Source organism: Enterovirga aerilata, from assembly GCF_013044135.1.
GTDB lineage: Bacteria > Pseudomonadota > Alphaproteobacteria > Rhizobiales > Beijerinckiaceae > Enterovirga > Enterovirga aerilata.
Window position 1 is genome coordinate 31,232 of the sequence record NZ_JABEPP010000006.1, and the last position, 14,435, is coordinate 45,666.

A 14,435-nucleotide genomic window follows, 5' to 3' on the forward strand; every position below is an offset into this window, starting at 1 on the left:
CGCCTGGTTCTTCTGCGGCGGAGAAGCGGAGCCGAGATGGTGGCCTGGTTGAGGAAGCGTTCCCTCGCGGGATCGGTCGGGGCGGCGCTTGGCCTCGCGCTCGGCCTCGGGATCCTGCCGGCGCTGGCCAAACGCGGCCCCGCGGCTCCGGGTGTCGAATCGAAGCTTGGCTACGGACCCGCCGCGAGCCTCGAGGGAAATTATCTGGCGGCCTACATCGCCGGGAACGCCCGCGACACCGCGGCTGCGGCGATGTTCTATCGCGAAGCGCTCAAGGAAGACCCGCGCAATCCCGAGCTGCTGGAGCGCGCCTTCATTTCGCTCCTGGCCGATGGCGACGTGAACGGCGCCGCGAAGGCTGCGGAGCGGATCGTGCAGCGCGATCCGCAGAACGGCCTCGCCCAGCTCGCGCTCGGGGTCCGCGCCATCAGCGCGAAGCGATATGCAACCGCCCGCTCGCTTCTGGTCCGCAGCGGCCGGGGCAGGGCGGCGGACGTCACGGCCGCGCTGCTCACGGCCTGGTCCTTCGCGGGATCGAGGGAGAGCAAGCGCGCGATCGAGGCCGTCGACCAGCTCCGCGGGGAGCGCGGCGTGGCCGCCTTCCGCGACTACCATGCCGGGCTCATCGCCGGCCTACTCGGCAACGAGCCCGAGGCGGAGAGGCGGCTGAAAGCGGCCTATGACGCCGAGAAGACGACGCTCCGCATCGTCGACGCCTATGGCCGGCTGCTCGCACGACGCGGCAACACTGAGGCGGCGCTCGCGGCCTATCGCGGCTTCGAGGCGCTGTCTCCCCGGCACCCGATGGTGAAATGGGCCATCGACCAGCTCACGGCGGGCAAGCGCCTCGGACCGCTCGTCGCCAGCGCCCAGGAGGGTGCCGCCGAGGTTCTCTACGGGCTCGGCTCGGCCGGCAGTCAGCAGGGCGACGAGCTCGCCTCCATCGTCTATCTCCGGCTTGCGCTGCAACTCCAGCCGGATCACGATCTGGCGCTCCTCACGCTCGCCGAAGTCTATGAGCGCCTGAAGCGAACCGAGCAGGCGATGGAGATCCTGAAGGCGATGCCCGCGGCGTCGCCGCTGCGTCCGAGCGCAGACGTGCAGATCGGGATCAGCCTGGAGCAGCTCGGCCGCGGCGAGGAGGCCGTCCAGCACCTGGAGCGCCTGGGCAGGCAGCGGCCGGACGACAACGACGTGCTCGTCGCACTCGGCAACGTCTACCGCTCGCGCAAGCAATACGCCCAGGCAGCCGAGATCTACGGGAAGGCGATCGAGCGCACGCCGCCCGGCGACCCGGGGCTTTGGCCGCTCTACTACTATCGCGGCACGGCCTATGAGCGGGCGAAGGACTGGCCCAAGGCGGAGGCCGACCTCAAGAAGGCGCTGGAGCTGGTTCCGGACACCCAGCCGCTCGGGAAGAGCCAGGTCCTGAACTATCTCGGCTATTCCTGGGTCGATCAGAACATCAACCTGGACGAAGCCTTCAAGATGCTGCGCCGCGCCGTCGAGCTGAACCCGCGCGACGGCATGATCATCGACAGCCTCGGCTGGGCTTATTACCGGTTCGGGCAGTACGAGGACGCGGTCCGGGAGCTGGAGAAGGCGGCCGAGCTGAAATCGGGCGATCCGGTCATCAACGACCATCTCGGGGACGCCTATTGGCGCGTCGGGCGGAAGCTCGAGGCGAAATTCCAGTGGCAGCACGCCAAGGATGCGGGTCCCGAGCCGGAGGACCTGAAGAAGATCGAGGAGAAGCTGAGGAACGGCCTGCCGGACGAGCCGAAGCCGGCCGAGGTTCAGACCAGCGTGCCGCCCGGCGAGGCGAAGAGCGGCGGTTGATGCCCTCCGGCGTGCTTGCGACGCGCGCCCCCGCCAAGGTCAACCTCACGCTCCACGTTCTCGGCCGCCGTCCGGACGGCTACCACGAGCTGGAGAGCCTGGTCGTCTTCGCGGGTGCGGCCGACCGGCTGGAACTGGAGCCGGGGGATGGGCTGTCGCTCCGGATCGAGGGCCCGACCGCGGCCGCGGCCGGCCCGGCCGACGACAATCTGGTGCTGCGGGCCGCGCGCCATCTCGCCGAGCGAGTGGCCTTCCTGCGCATGGGCACTTTCCGCCTGACGAAGAACCTTCCGGCTGCGGCCGGGATCGGCGGCGGCTCGTCCGACGCCGCGGCCGCCCTGCGGCTCCTCGCCTCTCTGAACGGCCTGCCGGCGGACGATCCCCGCCTCTTCGACGCTGCCCGCCGCACAGGCGCCGACGTGCCTGTCTGCCTCGACCCGCGGGCCCGAATGATGCGCGGGGTCGGCGAGCGGATCGGGCCGCCGCTCGACCTGCCGCCGCTGTTCGCCGTGATGGTGAACCCGCGCGTCTCCGTCCCGACCCCGGAGGTGTTCCGACGCCTCGGCCGCGTTCCGGGCGATCTCGGGCCGCCGGACCATCCCGCCGTCCCCGGCCGGATCTCGGCTGGGGATCTCGTCTCCCTGCTGGTGGCCGGCGGCCGGAACGATCTCGAGCCGCCGGCCATCGCGGCCGAGCCCGTGATCGGGACGGCGCTGTCGCGCCTGCGGGCGCTCGATGGCTGCCGCCTGGCCCGCATGTCGGGCTCGGGCGCGACGGTGTTCGGCCTGTTCGACGACTGCCGCGCCGCCTCCCGCGCAGCCCGGGCGCTCAGGGTGGCGGAGCCTTCCTGGTGGGTGAAGGCGACTGTCTTCCGGTAGCCTCAGCTCACCCGCGCGATGCAGAAATCCACCGCCCGGAGCAGTGCCGTCTTCATCTGGCTCTTGGGGAAGAGGGCGAGCGCATCGCGCGCGATCGCCCCGTAGTGGCGGGCGCGCTCGATCGTGTCCTCCAGCGCCCGGTGCCGGCGCATGATCTGGTGGGCGCGCTCGAGATCGCCCTCCTGGACGTCGGCCCGCTCGAGGGTGCGTCGCCAGAAGGCGCGCTCCTCCTCGTCGCCCCGTCGGAAGGAGAGCACGACGGGGAGGGTGACCTTCCCCTCGCGGAAATCGTCGCCGACATTCTTCCCGAGCGCCGAGGACGTGCCGCCGTAATCGAGCGCATCGTCGACGAGCTGAAAGGCGATGCCGAGATTCATGCCGTAGGAGCGGCAGGCCGCCTGCTCCGCCTTCGAGCGCTCGGCGATGACCGCGCCGACCTCGCAGGCCGCCGCGAAGAGCTCGGCCGTCTTGCCGCGGATGACCGCGAGGTACTCGTCTTCGTTGGTCTCGGTATTCTTGGCTGCCGAGAGTTGGAGGACCTCGCCTTCGGCGATGACCGCGGCCGCTGAGGACAGGATCCCGAGTGCCGGAAGAGAGCCCACCTCGACCATCATCTTGAAGGCCTGGCCGAGCAGGTAATCCCCTACCAGCACGCTCGCTTCGTTGCCCCACTTCATCCGGGCCGCGATCTTGCCGCGCCGCATGGTGGAGGAATCGACCACGTCGTCATGGAGCAGCGTCGCCGTGTGCATGAACTCGACGGCGGCCGCCAGATTGATGTGGCCGGTCCCGCGATAGCCGGCGAGCGCGGCGGTCGCGAGCGTCAGCATCGGGCGCAGGCGCTTTCCGCCGGACGAGATCAGATGGTTGGCGACTTCCGGGATCATCGTCACCCGGGAGCCCGTGCGCGAGATGATCAGCCGGTTCACGCGCTCCATGTCGTCCCGGACGAGCGCAAGGAGGTCATCGAGGTCCGGCGGGGTGCCGGGCGCTCTTTCCTCGAATGACAGCACGACGCCCACGGGCTACTCCCAACAGCCGAACGTGCCGGCCGGACGGCGCGGACGCTCGCACGACCCGGCACCTGCCGCAACGGGCGGGGTTGACGCAAGAGGGATGCAGGGAACGGCATGATCGAACTCGTGCGGACCAACGACCTCGTGCTGATCGACTTTCTCGAAAGCCTGCTTCATGCGGACGGAATTCCCGTCCTGGTCGCCGACGGCCATATGGGCGCGCTGGAAGGCTCCATAGGCGCTTTCCAGCGGCGCCTCCTCGTGCCGGAAGACTGGGCGCGGCGCGCCCGCCAGGTCGTAACCGAGGCAGGACTGGCAGCCGAGCTCAGGGATGAGTGACCCGCTGGCGGAAGTCACGGAGGACCGGCTCCTTGGCGGGGCCGTCAGGCTGCTCCAGCTGCGCCGCGGCCACCGCGCCGGCACGGATGCGGTTCTTCTCGCCGGCCTGGTGGAAGCGACGCCCGGCGACATCGTAGCCGATCTCGGCGCGGCAACTGGGGCGGTCGGGCTGATGGTCGCCGCGCGTCAGCCGGATGTCCGAATCCTGCTCGTCGAGCGCGAGCCCGTGCTCGCGGCGATCGCGGACCGGAACGTCGTGCTGAACGGCCTCGGAGAGCGGGCGAGGGTGATCCTGGCCGATCTGTTCGCGCCGAAATCGGCCAGACGGGAGGCTGGCCTTGAGGCCGGGATGGTCGATCTCGTTCTGACGAACCCACCCTTCTTCGAGGGCGTGACCCGTCCTTCGCCGGAGCCCGGCAGGCGCTCGGCCCATGTGATGGAAGGCGGGAAGCTGGCGGAGTGGCTCGCCGCGGCCGCGAACCTGCTTCGCCATCGCGGCCGGCTCGCCCTGATCTACCGCGCAGATGGCCTCGCACGCTGTCTCGCCGCCCTGGGGCGGCATTTCGGCTCGGTGCTGTTGACCCCCATCTACCCGCGGGAGGGGGAGCCGGCCACGCGCATCGTGGTCCAGGCCGTGAAAGGCGGACGAGCCCCGCTGCGCATCGCGCCCGCCCTGATCCTGCATGCGCCCGGCGGCGGCTTCACGGCGGCCGCGGAACGGCTTCACGGGCCGCCGGCGTGAAAGAGGGGCGCCGAAGCGCCCCATCAGAACCTACCAGCGTCCAGAACCTACCAGCGTCGCCAGCAGACCCGCCGGGGTCCCCATGGCGTCGGCCGGAACCGGCACACTACGCGAGGTCCGTAGTAGCGACGAGGTCCGTAGTAGCCGTAGCCTGGGCCCCAGTGCCGACGCGGGCCCCAATACCGGCGCGGACCGTAATAGCCCCAGCCGGGCCCGTAGCCCCACTGCACCGTCTCGGCCGCGGTCGGAACCGCGATCCCGCCGCCGGCCGGAACCGGGGCGGCCGAGGCCGAGCTGGCGATCGCGATGCCGCCAGCCAGGACGGCCGCCGCGAGGATCATGGACCGAATCCACCCATCGTGCTCTCCTCCGGATTGCGCCCGCCCGCACGGATCGATCCGCCTCCACAGGCTGGACGAGCGAAGCTGAACGGAACCCGACGGCGCAGGTGTCCCCCGGTTCACTTCGAGGCGGACTTCGCGGCCGCACCGGCGCAGGCTGCCCGGTCGGCCTCGCCATAGCCGGCATAGACGACCTTGACCTTGCGGGTGCAGGGAGAGGCCGGCTCGGGCACCGCGACCGGCGTGGTCACGGCGACCGAAGCCGGTACGGAGGTGGAGGCCGGAGCGGCGGCGGCAAGGGTCGCTTCGCCCGCCGCCGGCTTCGCCATGGCGGAACCTGCAATGGCGACGCTGCCCAGAAGAACGGTCGCAGCAACAAGACGGATTGCGATGTGAGGCGTGACCATGTCCCGATGTCTCCCGCCGGCTCTGTCCTGCTCTACTTGGCGGACCGGCCGGCCTTTAGCTGTGCGGCGTCACACATGAAGCGTGGCGTCCTAAGTCGGGTGAAGAATGCGGGGCCGAGCTTGAATGTTCCCCGCCAAGCTGCGGATACGGTTACGACTTGCCGACTGCGTTCGGTGAGCGGACCGTTACTTTCCCGGCCAGCTTGACAGGAGGGGGCTCGCCCTTATCGGTGCCCGCATGACCACCACCACAACCGGCCAGGGCGCCGCGACGGCATCGTCAGCCCCGGCCGCCCTTCCGCATATGCGCCCGGAACGCTCGTTCCAGGGCCTCATCCTGGCGCTCCAGACCTTCTGGGCCGAGCAGGGCTGCGCTGTCCTTCAACCCTACGACATGGAGGTCGGCGCCGGGACCTTCCACCCGGCGACGACGCTCCGTGCGCTCGGTCCGCGGCCCTGGCGCGCCGCCTATGTCCAGCCGTCCCGGCGGCCGAAGGACGGCCGCTACGGCGAGAACCCGAACCGGCTGCAGCACTACTACCAGTTCCAGGTGATCCTGAAGCCGAACCCGCCGAATCTGCAGGACCTCTACCTCGCCTCGCTCGCGGCGATCGGTGTCGACGCCTCGCTGCACGACATCCGCTTCGTCGAGGACGACTGGGAGAGCCCCACGCTCGGCGCCTGGGGCCTCGGCTGGGAATGCTGGTGCGACGGAATGGAGGTTTCCCAGTTCACCTATTTTCAGCAGGTGGCGGGCTTCGAATGCGCTCCGGTCTCGGGCGAGCTCACCTACGGGCTCGAGCGCCTCGCCATGTACGTCCAGGGCGTCGAGAACGTCTACGACCTGAACTTCAACGGGCGCGACGGGGACGAGAGGGTCACCTACGGCGACGTCTTCCTCCAGGCCGAGCGGGAATATTCGAAGCACAATTTCGAGGTCGCTGACACGGAGATGCTGTTCCGCCACTTCCGCGACGCCGAGAAGGCGTGCCGCGACTACCTGGAGGCGGGCTGGAACGCGGACCGGACGGCGCACGCTATGGCGCTGCCGGCCTACGACCAATGCATCAAGGCCTCGCACATCTTCAACCTGCTCGATGCGCGCGGCGTGATCTCGGTGACGGAGCGGCAGAGCTACATCCTGCGCGTGCGTGAGCTCGCTAAGGCCTGTGGGGCGGCCTGGCTCGCGACGGAAGGCGGGAGGCTGGCGGCGTGAAGCCCGGATCCTCGCGCAACATCCATATCTCGATCACGCGGGTCGCCTACGACCTCGTTCTGACGGCCACGAACGACACGGGCGTGGCCAAGCTCACCGGTGTCGGCGCAACGGCAGAGACGGGCGAGGAGATCGGCGACGTCGACATCACCATCTGGGGCTCGACGCCGGCCCAGCTGAAGATGCGCGCCCGCTCCTGGCCGGATCGCTTCGACCGCGTCGAGGACGATTATTTCGGCGTATCGAGCGCAGGCGAACAGCGCTTCGACATCTTCCTGTCGGGCGAGCGCTTCTTCCGCCTGCTCGATCTCGCCCATGGTTCCCGCCGCGCTATCATCCGGCTGCGCTGCGACGTGTCCGAAGACGGCCAGTACGACCTCGTGCGCGAGGTGGAGATATCGGCGGGGCGGGGGTGACGATGTCGGGCTGCCGTCATGGTACGGGGTGACAGGCTAGGACCGTCAGATTATACATTTTGGCCGTTTGATATAATCTGATCCGGCTCGATGATACCTGATGAAAAAGGCCGATTTCGAGGGTTCGCCCAGCGGGAGGCTCGTTCCGACCGAGCGGGGGCAATGGGCCTTCGTTCCGAACGATCTCCCGCCGCCGGCCTTGGACCTCGGCTCGCTCGCTACGCCCTTGGGCGAGGCGTACCAGGCGCTCGGTGAGCTGAACGGGATGGGTCGCATCCTGGGCGACCCATATCTTCTGATCAGGCCTCTTCAGAACCGAGAGGCCCTGGCCTCGTCGAGCATGGAAGGGACCTACACGACGATCGACGATCTCCTCCTGGCAGATGCAGGGTCGGGCGAGGCAGGCCAGACTTCCGATACGCGAGAGGTGCTGAACTATCGGATTGCCCTCGCACAGGCGCTCGAAAGCATGGAGAGCCTGCCTCTCTCGCTTCGTACGTTACGGGATGCGCATCGCGTTCTCCTCCGCAGCGTCGCCCGTCATCGCGGGAGCCGCGCCCTGCCGGGAGAGCTCAAGCAACACCAGAACTTCATCGGCGCCTTCACCATCGAGGACGCCCGGTTCGTACCCCCGCCTCCAGCCGATGCGCTCCGGTGCCTAGACGCCCTGGAGCGGTTCATTCACCGCGAGGACCGGCTCGGAATACCGGATCTCGTCGATGCGGCATGCATCCACTACCAGTTCGAGACGATCCACCCTTTTGCGGACGGAAATGGTCGTGTCGGGCGAATGCTGATCCTCCTCCACCTCGTGATGCGCGGAGTGATCCGACAGCCGACGCTCTATCTCAGCCCGGTGCTCGAGACCCGTAAGGACGAGTACATCGACCTGATGTTCGAGGTCTCGCGCCGAGGCGCCTGGCTGCCCTGGATCAGGTTCTTTCTCGAGGTCGTGAAGGTCGCCGCAAACGAAGCTGTCTCAACGGCGGAGGCTCTGCTCGCGCTGCAGACCGACTACCGGATCCGGCTTCAGCGAGCGGGACGATCGGCAAATCTCCTGGCGATCGTCGATCTGCTGTTCAAGCGGCCGGTCGTGACGATTCCGCAAATTGCCGAGCACCTGGGCGTGACCTATCGCTCGGCCCAGCTTAACACCGAGACGCTCGTCGCTGCCGGGATCCTGTCGGAGCGCCCAGGGACCAGCAATCCTCGTTTCTTCGCGGCGCGCGACGTGCTGACGATAATCTCCGGATCCCACTGACCGTGCCCGACCTTCTGCTCGAACTCCTGTCCGAAGAGATCCCGGCGCGCATGCAGGCGCGGGCTGCGGACGACCTCAAGAAGCTCGTCACCGACGCTCTCGTCGAGCGCGGCTTCCTGTACGAGGGTGCGGTCGCCTTCGCCACGCCGCGCCGGCTCGCGCTGCACATCGCCGGCCTACCCGCCAAGGGGAAGGACGTGCGCGAGGAGCGCAAGGGTCCTCGCGTGGGCGCCCCGGACGCGGCGCTGGCCGGCTTCCTGAAAAGCGCAGGCCTGTCCTCCAAGGAGGAACTGAGCGTCCAGTCCGACCCGAAGAAGGGCGACTTCTACGTCGCGCTGATCGAGCGGCCCGGCCGGCCGACGCCGGAGGTGCTGGCGGAGATCATTCCCGATGTGATCCGCTCCCTCCCCTGGCCGAAATCCATGCGCTGGGGCGCGGCCTCCGCCGAGCCGGGCTCCCTGCGCTGGGTCCGTCCGCTGCAATCGATCCTGTGCGTCTTCGGGGCGGAAACGGAGACGCCGGAGGTCGTGCCCTTCTCGGTCGGGAGCATCGCGGCAGGCGACATGACGCGGGGCCACCGCTTCCTTGCGCCGGCGGAGTTCCGGGCCCGGCGTTTCGACGAGTACGTGGCGGGGCTGGAGCGCGCGAAGGTGGTGCTCGATCCTGCCCGCCGCCGCGACATGATCCGCCACGACGCTCGCGACCTCGCCTTCGCGCAGGGGCTCGAAGTGATCGAGGACGAGGGCCTGCTGGAGGAGGTTGCGGGCCTCGTCGAGTGGCCGGTCGTGCTGATGGGGAGCTTCGACGAGAGCTTCCTCGACGTCCCGCCCGAGGTGATCCGCGCGACGATCCGGGCGAACCAGAAGTGCTTCGTGCTGCGCAAGCCCCACCTCTCCCCGGCGGGGAGAGGTCGGACCGAAGGTCCGGGTGAGGGGGCTGCGAGTTCTCCGGAAAGTGCGGTTCCCCCTCACCCCAACCCTCTCCCCGGCGGGGAGAGGGAGCGCGGCGGTGCTTCCCTCGCCAACCGCTTCATCCTCGTCTCGAATATCGAGGCGCGGGACGGCGGGGCGGCGATCATCGCCGGCAACGAGCGCGTGGTGCGTGCCCGGCTGTCGGACGCGAAGTTCTTCTGGGACACGGACCGCAGGACGCCGCTAGAAGCCCGGCTCGATAAGCTCAGGAGCATCGTCTTCCACGAGAAGCTCGGCACGCAGTTCGAGCGCGTGGAGCGCATCGCCGCCCTTGCGTGCGAACTCGCGCCCGTGACAGGCGCCGATCCGGACCTCGCCGAGCGCGCCGCCAAGCTGGCGAAGGCCGATCTCGTGACCGAGATGGTCGGTGAATTCCCCGAGTTGCAGGGTCTCATGGGCCGCTACTATGCGACCGCCCAGGGCGAGAATCACTCCGTCGCGGCCGCAATCGAGGAGCATTACAAGCCGCTCGGCCCCTCGGACCGCGTGCCCACCGACCCGGTCTCGGTCGCGGTGGCCCTCGCCGACAAGCTCGACACCTTGGTCGGCTTCTGGGCCATCGACGAGAAGCCGACGGGCTCGAAGGACCCCTACGCCTTGCGGCGCGCAGCCTTGGGGGTGATCCGGCTGGTGCTGGAGAACGGGCTGAGGGTGCCGTTGCACGCCGTCATGGCCGGGCTTGACCCGGCCATCCAGAAGAGAAGGACCGGAGCTGCCGGACTGGATCCTCGGGTCAAGCCCGAGGACGACGGTGCCTGGGCGTCCGACCTCCTCTCCTTCTTCCACGATCGCCTCAAGGTCTATCTTCGCGATCGCGGGGCGCGGAACGACCTCATCGACGCCGTGCTGAGCGCTGGCCCTGTCATCCCCGGCGAGCGCGGCGAAGCCGGCGCGAGGGAAGGGGATCCAGGGGCTCGCGAGACGGCTGGACCCCCTTCTCCGTCCGCTCCTTCGGAGCGTCCAGCCGGGGATGACAGGGCGTCCAACGACGACCTCCTAACCATCGTCCGCCGGGTCGAGGCGCTCGGGCGCTTCCTCGACACGGAGGATGGCGAGAACCTGCTCGCCGGCACGAAGCGCGCCGCGAACATCCTGCGCATCGAGGAGAAGAAGGACGGCCGCGCCTATGACGGCGCGCCGGATCCCTCCGCCTACGTCCTGCCGGAGGAAAAGGCCCTCGCGGCCGATCTCGACACCGCGTCCGCAGAGGCCGCCGGCGCGATCGAGCGGGAGGATTTCGAGAGCGCCATGACCGCGCTCGCGCAGCTGCGCCCCTCGGTCGATGCCTTCTTCGACAAGGTCACGGTCAACGACCCCGACCCGCGCCTGCGCGAAAACCGCCTGAAGCTCCTGGCCGGCCTTCGCGCGGCGACGCGGGCGGTCGCCGATTTCTCGAAGATCGAAGGGTAGGTTTTCGGCCGCCGGGAGCGTGACGCCTCCGGTCGCCAGCCGTATATTGAGACGCGGGAGAACCCCATGGCGTCTTTGACCATTTCCGTTCCCGCCGCGCTCCACGAGCGGGTCGAGTCGCGTGTCGAAGCCGGCACCTATGCGGATGCGGGCGACTGTATCCGTGACCTGATCCGCCGAGACCTAACGGCGACGGGCGACGATGAAGCGCTGGCGGCCTGCCTGGCCGAAGGCGAGGTGAGCGGCGTCAGCGAGCGACAGGCGCCTGACATCCTTGCCGCCCTCCGGCAGGAGCTTCGCGGCACCGCCGCTTGAGCTACTATCGGCTATCCCGGCGCGCCGATCGCGACATCGAAGGCATTGTTCGCTTCACCGTCGGACGCTGGGGCTGGTCTCAGGCCGAAGCCTTTATCGGCGTCTTCACCAAGCCTTCGAAACAGTCGCTCGGTTTCCAGAGATCGGCCGCCGGATCGACCAAATCCGGCCCGGCTATTTCCGGTTCGAGCACGCGAGCCACTCCATCTTCTACCGGATCGTGCCGGACGGCGTACTCATCGTCCGTGTGCTCCACGCCAGAATGATGCCTCAGGGACGTCTTTGACGGTCATCAATTGGGGCTATTGAGCCCCGACCCGCGCCAGATCCGCCAGGATCGGGCAGTCGGGCCGGTCGTCGCCCGCGCAGCAGCGGGAGAGCTCGCGCAAGGTGTCGGCCATCGCCTGCATCTCGGCGATGCGCGCCTCGAGATCCTGGATGTGGCGCTCGGCGATGGCCTTCACCTCCCGGCTCGGGCGCTGTCGGTCGCGCCACAGCGAGAGCAGGCGCGCGATCTCCTTGACGGAGAAGCCGAGCGAGCGCGCCCGCTTGACGAAGCGGAGCTCGTTCACGTCGCGCGCATCGAAGGAGCGGTAGTTGTTCTGCGCCGAGCGGTCCGCTCGGCCGATCAACCCGATCTCTTCGTAGTAGCGGATCATCTTCGCCGAGACGCCGGACGCCCGCGCGGCTTCGCCGATATTCATGCCGGGCTCCGTTGCGGCTGGAAGCGCCGGAGGCGCAGCGCATTCGCCACCACGCTGACGCTCGAGAGCGCCATCGCGGCGGCAGCCAGCATCGGCGAGAGCGTCCAGCCGAGGACGGGCGTCAGCACGCCGGCCGCAGGCGGGATGAGCAGGACGTTGTAGCCGAAGGCCCAGCCGAGATTTTCGCCGATGTTGCGCAAAGTCGCGCGGCTCAGGCGGACGGCATCCGCGACGGCCCGCAGGTCGCTCGACATCAGCACCACCTCGGCGCTCTCGATCGCGACATCCGTCCCCGTGCCGATCGCGATGCCGACATCGGCGGCCGCGAGCGCCGGCGCGTCGTTGATGCCGTCGCCCACGAAGGCGACGCGGCCATGCCGGGCGGCGAGCTCCTTCAGGGCCGCGACCTTGCCCTCGGGCAGGACCTCGGCCACGACCTCGTCGATCCCGAGCTCCGCCGCGATGGCCTCCCCCGTCCGGCGATTGTCGCCGGTGATCATCGCGACCTTCAGGCCGAGACCGCGCAGGCTCCGGATGGCCTCGGCCGTGGTCGGGCGCAGCGGGTCGGCGACCGCCAGGATCGCAGCGGGCCGGCCGTCGATCGCGGCATAGAGCGGCGTCCTCGCCGCTTCGGCGAGCCGGGTGCGGGCGGCGTCGAGAGCCGAGACATCGATGCCGAGCTTCGCCATGAAGCGGTCGGCTCCGACGGCGACGCGCCGGCCCTTCACCTCGGCCGAAGCTCCGAACCCGGCCACCGCCTCGAAGCGCTCGGCCTGCGGGATGGCGAGGCCGCGGGCTTCCGCCGCCCCGACCAGGGCGCGGGCGATCGGATGCTCCGACGAGCGCTCGACAGACGCCACGAGCGACAGGACCTCCGCCTCGTCGAAGCCGGGCGCGACCTCGATGTCGGTCAGCGCGGGATGGCCGAGCGTCAGGGTGCCGGTCTTGTCGAGCGCGACGAGCTTCACATCGCGGAGCGCGTGCAGCGCGTCGCCCTGGCGGAACAGGATGCCGAGCTCGGCCGCCCGCCCGGTCGCGACCATGATCGAGGTCGGCGTCGCGAGCCCCATCGCGCAGGGGCAGGCGATGATTAGCACCGCGACCGCGTGGACGAGCGCCGGCCCGATGGCGGGAGCCGGCCCGAAGGCGAGCCACCCGACGAAGGTGGCGGCCGCGACCGCCATCACGGCCGGCACGAACCACATCGTCACCCGGTCGACGAGGGCCTGGATCGGCAGCTTCGACCCCTGCGCCTCCTCGACCATGCGGACGATGCGGGCGAGGACGGAATCCGCCCCGACGCTCGTCGCGCGGTAGGTGAAGGCGCCCGTCGTGTTCAGCGTCCCGCCGACGAGGCGGGCGCCGGCCGCCTTCTCCACCGGGGCCGGCTCTCCGGTGATCATCGATTCGTCCACGAAGGAGGAACCGGACACCACCTCGCCGTCGGTCGGCAGCCGCTCGCCCGGCCGCATCGCGATCATGTCGCCGCTCTGCACCGCTTCGATCGGCGTCTCGACCTCGCTTCCGTCCCGGACCACGCGCGCGGTCTTCGCCTGGAGCTTGACGAGACGCCGGATCGCCTGGCTTGTGCGACCGCGCGCGCGAGCCTCGAACCAGCGGCCGAGGAGGATCAGCGTGACGATGACCGCGGCCGCTTCGAAATACACCTCGTCGGCGCCGGCCGGCATCAGGCCGGGAGCGAGCGTCGCGACCCCCGAGTAGGCCCAGGCCGCACTCGCACCGAGCACCACCAGCGAGTTCATGTCCGGTGCGAGGCGGAGCAGGTTTGGCACGCCGATGCGGTAGAAGCGCAGGCCCGGGCCGAACAGGACGAACGTCGCGAGGACCAGGCTGACCATGCGCCAGGCCCGGTCGCCGATGGTCGTCCCGACCCAGTGGTGCAGGCCGGGAAAGATGTGCCCGCCCATCTCCAGCAGGAACAGCGGAGCGGTTGCGACCGCGGCGAGCAGGACCGAGCGGCCGAGCGCCGCCGTCTCGGCTTCGCGCGCGGCCTGTTCCCGATCCGGGCGGGTCGTATCCGACGCGGTGACCGGCGCCGCCTTGTAACCGGCCGCCGCGACAGCGGCGGCGAGCGCGGCCGCATCGACCGCGCCCGCGACGATCTCCACCTCGGCACGGCCGGTCGCGAGATTGACGCTCGCGCTCGTGACGCCAGGAACCGCCTGCAAGGCACGTTCGACCCGCCCGACGCAGCCGGCGCAGGTCATGCCGGTCACCTCGAGGGTCAGCTTCCGGATCGCCGGAGCGTAGCCTGCCTGCCGGATGGCGGCCGCGACCGCCGCCGGCTCGCCGCCTTCCACATGCGCCCTCTCGGTCGCGAGATTGACGTTCGCCGTGGTGACACCGGGAACGGCCTTAAGGGCGCGCTCGACCCGGCCCGCGCAGCCGGCGCAGGTCATCCCCGTGATCGGGATGTCGAGGATGGATTGGGCGGGGTGGGCCATGACGGGTCGCGGGAGAGAGGCTTGCACCCGGCTCATGTAAGGCTTCCCATGATGGGAGGGTCAAGGGGCCAAAGCGAGACTTCCGCGCTTGCATGTCCGGGTTCCGTCGGTTTGC

14 protein-coding genes and 2 pseudogenes are annotated in these 14,435 nt (G+C 69.4%); 11 read left to right on the forward strand and 5 right to left on the reverse strand.

The genetic code is table 11. The features are described 5' to 3' along the window. The first annotated feature begins 36 nt into the window (after positions 1-36). Positions 37-1,839 carry a tetratricopeptide repeat protein gene (locus HJG44_RS19560; RefSeq protein ID WP_171220037.1) on the forward strand — a complete coding sequence of 601 codons (1,803 nt, stop codon included), beginning with the start codon at positions 37-39 and terminating at the stop codon, positions 1,837-1,839. Next, the gene (locus tag HJG44_RS19565; RefSeq protein WP_171220038.1) at positions 1,839-2,717 is read left to right on the forward strand and encodes a 4-(cytidine 5'-diphospho)-2-C-methyl-D-erythritol kinase; all 879 of its coding nucleotides are present in this window, start codon (positions 1,839-1,841) and stop codon (positions 2,715-2,717) included. Before HJG44_RS19560 ends, HJG44_RS19565 begins: the two co-directional genes overlap by 1 nt. 2 nt (positions 2,718-2,719) lie before the next feature. On the opposite strand, the gene HJG44_RS19570 is transcribed toward HJG44_RS19565, so the two are convergent. After that, positions 2,720-3,739, reverse strand: coding sequence for a polyprenyl synthetase family protein (locus tag HJG44_RS19570; RefSeq protein ID WP_346767221.1), 1,020 nt, complete (start codon positions 3,737-3,739; stop codon positions 2,720-2,722). Between the two features lie 108 nt (positions 3,740-3,847). Between HJG44_RS19570 and HJG44_RS19575 the strand changes: the two genes are divergently transcribed. Next, positions 3,848-4,072, forward strand: coding sequence for a putative signal transducing protein (locus HJG44_RS19575; RefSeq protein WP_171220039.1), 225 nt, complete (start codon positions 3,848-3,850; stop codon positions 4,070-4,072). After that, the gene (locus HJG44_RS19580) at positions 4,065-4,814 is read left to right on the forward strand and encodes a tRNA1(Val) (adenine(37)-N6)-methyltransferase (protein ID WP_171220040.1); all 750 of its coding nucleotides are present in this window, start codon (positions 4,065-4,067) and stop codon (positions 4,812-4,814) included. The genes HJG44_RS19575 and HJG44_RS19580 overlap by 8 nt, the downstream gene beginning before the upstream one ends. A gap of 47 nt (positions 4,815-4,861) precedes the next feature. On the opposite strand, the gene HJG44_RS19585 is transcribed toward HJG44_RS19580, so the two are convergent. Both HJG44_RS19585 and HJG44_RS19590 read right to left on the reverse strand, forming a co-directional pair. Then, the gene (locus tag HJG44_RS19585) at positions 4,862-5,155 is read right to left on the reverse strand and encodes a hypothetical protein (RefSeq protein ID WP_171220041.1); all 294 of its coding nucleotides are present in this window, start codon (positions 5,153-5,155) and stop codon (positions 4,862-4,864) included. 119 nt (positions 5,156-5,274) lie between these two features. After that, entirely contained in the window at positions 5,275-5,562 is a 288-nt protein-coding gene (locus HJG44_RS19590) for a hypothetical protein (RefSeq protein WP_171220042.1), read from the reverse strand. A gap of 238 nt (positions 5,563-5,800) precedes the next feature. Here HJG44_RS19590 and HJG44_RS19595 point away from each other — a divergent pair, with 238 nt between their 5' ends. The 7 genes and pseudogenes from HJG44_RS19595 to HJG44_RS24480 all read left to right on the forward strand — a co-directional run bounded on the left by HJG44_RS19595 (position 5,801) and on the right by HJG44_RS24480 (position 11,437). Beyond that, positions 5,801-6,778 carry a glycine--tRNA ligase subunit alpha gene (locus HJG44_RS19595; RefSeq protein ID WP_171220043.1) on the forward strand — a complete coding sequence of 326 codons (978 nt, stop codon included), beginning with the start codon at positions 5,801-5,803 and terminating at the stop codon, positions 6,776-6,778. After that, positions 6,775-7,194, forward strand: a complete 420-nt coding sequence (locus tag HJG44_RS19600) for a hypothetical protein (RefSeq protein WP_171220044.1) — start codon at positions 6,775-6,777, stop codon at positions 7,192-7,194. The genes HJG44_RS19595 and HJG44_RS19600 overlap by 4 nt, the downstream gene beginning before the upstream one ends. A gap of 100 nt (positions 7,195-7,294) precedes the next feature. Beyond that, entirely contained in the window at positions 7,295-8,455 is a 1,161-nt protein-coding gene (locus tag HJG44_RS19605; RefSeq protein WP_171220045.1) for a Fic family protein, read from the forward strand. Between the two features lie 2 nt (positions 8,456-8,457). Continuing rightward, positions 8,458-10,278: pseudogene (gene glyS / locus HJG44_RS19610) on the forward strand (glycine--tRNA ligase subunit beta); the annotation flags it as partial. Positions 10,279-10,413: 135 nt separating this feature from the next. Further along, positions 10,414-10,836: pseudogene (locus HJG44_RS24295) on the forward strand (DALR anticodon-binding domain-containing protein); the annotation flags it as partial. Positions 10,837-10,902: 66 nt separating this feature from the next. Continuing rightward, positions 10,903-11,151 carry a ribbon-helix-helix domain-containing protein gene (locus HJG44_RS19615; protein ID WP_171220047.1) on the forward strand — a complete coding sequence of 83 codons (249 nt, stop codon included), beginning with the start codon at positions 10,903-10,905 and terminating at the stop codon, positions 11,149-11,151. Continuing rightward, positions 11,111-11,437: a type II toxin-antitoxin system RelE/ParE family toxin gene (locus tag HJG44_RS24480; protein ID WP_171220048.1), complete on the forward strand. Its 327-nt coding sequence runs from the start codon at positions 11,111-11,113 to the stop codon at positions 11,435-11,437. Before HJG44_RS19615 ends, HJG44_RS24480 begins: the two co-directional genes overlap by 41 nt. Before the next feature lie 16 nt (positions 11,438-11,453). Here HJG44_RS24480 and cueR read toward each other — a convergent pair whose 3' ends face one another. Both cueR and HJG44_RS19630 read right to left on the reverse strand, forming a co-directional pair. Further along, positions 11,454-11,855 carry a Cu(I)-responsive transcriptional regulator gene (gene cueR, locus HJG44_RS19625; protein ID WP_171220049.1) on the reverse strand — a complete coding sequence of 134 codons (402 nt, stop codon included), beginning with the start codon at positions 11,853-11,855 and terminating at the stop codon, positions 11,454-11,456. After that, entirely contained in the window at positions 11,852-14,320 is a 2,469-nt protein-coding gene (locus tag HJG44_RS19630; protein ID WP_171220050.1) for a heavy metal translocating P-type ATPase, read from the reverse strand. Before HJG44_RS19630 ends, cueR begins: the two co-directional genes overlap by 4 nt. Positions 14,321-14,435 lie beyond the last annotated feature (115 nt).

Excerpts from the sequence above, each read along its gene's own strand:
- HJG44_RS19560 (WP_171220037.1), top strand. The coding sequence starts at position 37 with ATGGTGGCCTGGTTGAGGAAGCGTTCCCTCGCGGGATCGGTCGGGGCG.
- HJG44_RS19565 (WP_171220038.1), top strand. The coding sequence starts at position 1,839 with ATGCCCTCCGGCGTGCTTGCGACGCGCGCCCCCGCCAAGGTCAACCTC.
- HJG44_RS19575 (WP_171220039.1), top strand. The coding sequence starts at position 3,848 with ATGATCGAACTCGTGCGGACCAACGACCTCGTGCTGATCGACTTTCTC.
- HJG44_RS19580 (WP_171220040.1), top strand. The coding sequence starts at position 4,065 with ATGAGTGACCCGCTGGCGGAAGTCACGGAGGACCGGCTCCTTGGCGGG.
- HJG44_RS19585 (WP_171220041.1), bottom strand. The coding sequence starts at position 5,155 with ATGATCCTCGCGGCGGCCGTCCTGGCTGGCGGCATCGCGATCGCCAGC.
- HJG44_RS19590 (WP_171220042.1), bottom strand. The coding sequence starts at position 5,562 with ATGGTCACGCCTCACATCGCAATCCGTCTTGTTGCTGCGACCGTTCTT.
- HJG44_RS19595 (WP_171220043.1), top strand. The coding sequence starts at position 5,801 with ATGACCACCACCACAACCGGCCAGGGCGCCGCGACGGCATCGTCAGCC.
- HJG44_RS19605 (WP_171220045.1), top strand. The coding sequence starts at position 7,295 with ATGAAAAAGGCCGATTTCGAGGGTTCGCCCAGCGGGAGGCTCGTTCCG.
- HJG44_RS19615 (WP_171220047.1), top strand. The coding sequence starts at position 10,903 with ATGGCGTCTTTGACCATTTCCGTTCCCGCCGCGCTCCACGAGCGGGTC.
- cueR (WP_171220049.1), bottom strand. The coding sequence starts at position 11,855 with ATGAATATCGGCGAAGCCGCGCGGGCGTCCGGCGTCTCGGCGAAGATG.
- HJG44_RS19630 (WP_171220050.1), bottom strand. The coding sequence starts at position 14,320 with ATGGCCCACCCCGCCCAATCCATCCTCGACATCCCGATCACGGGGATG.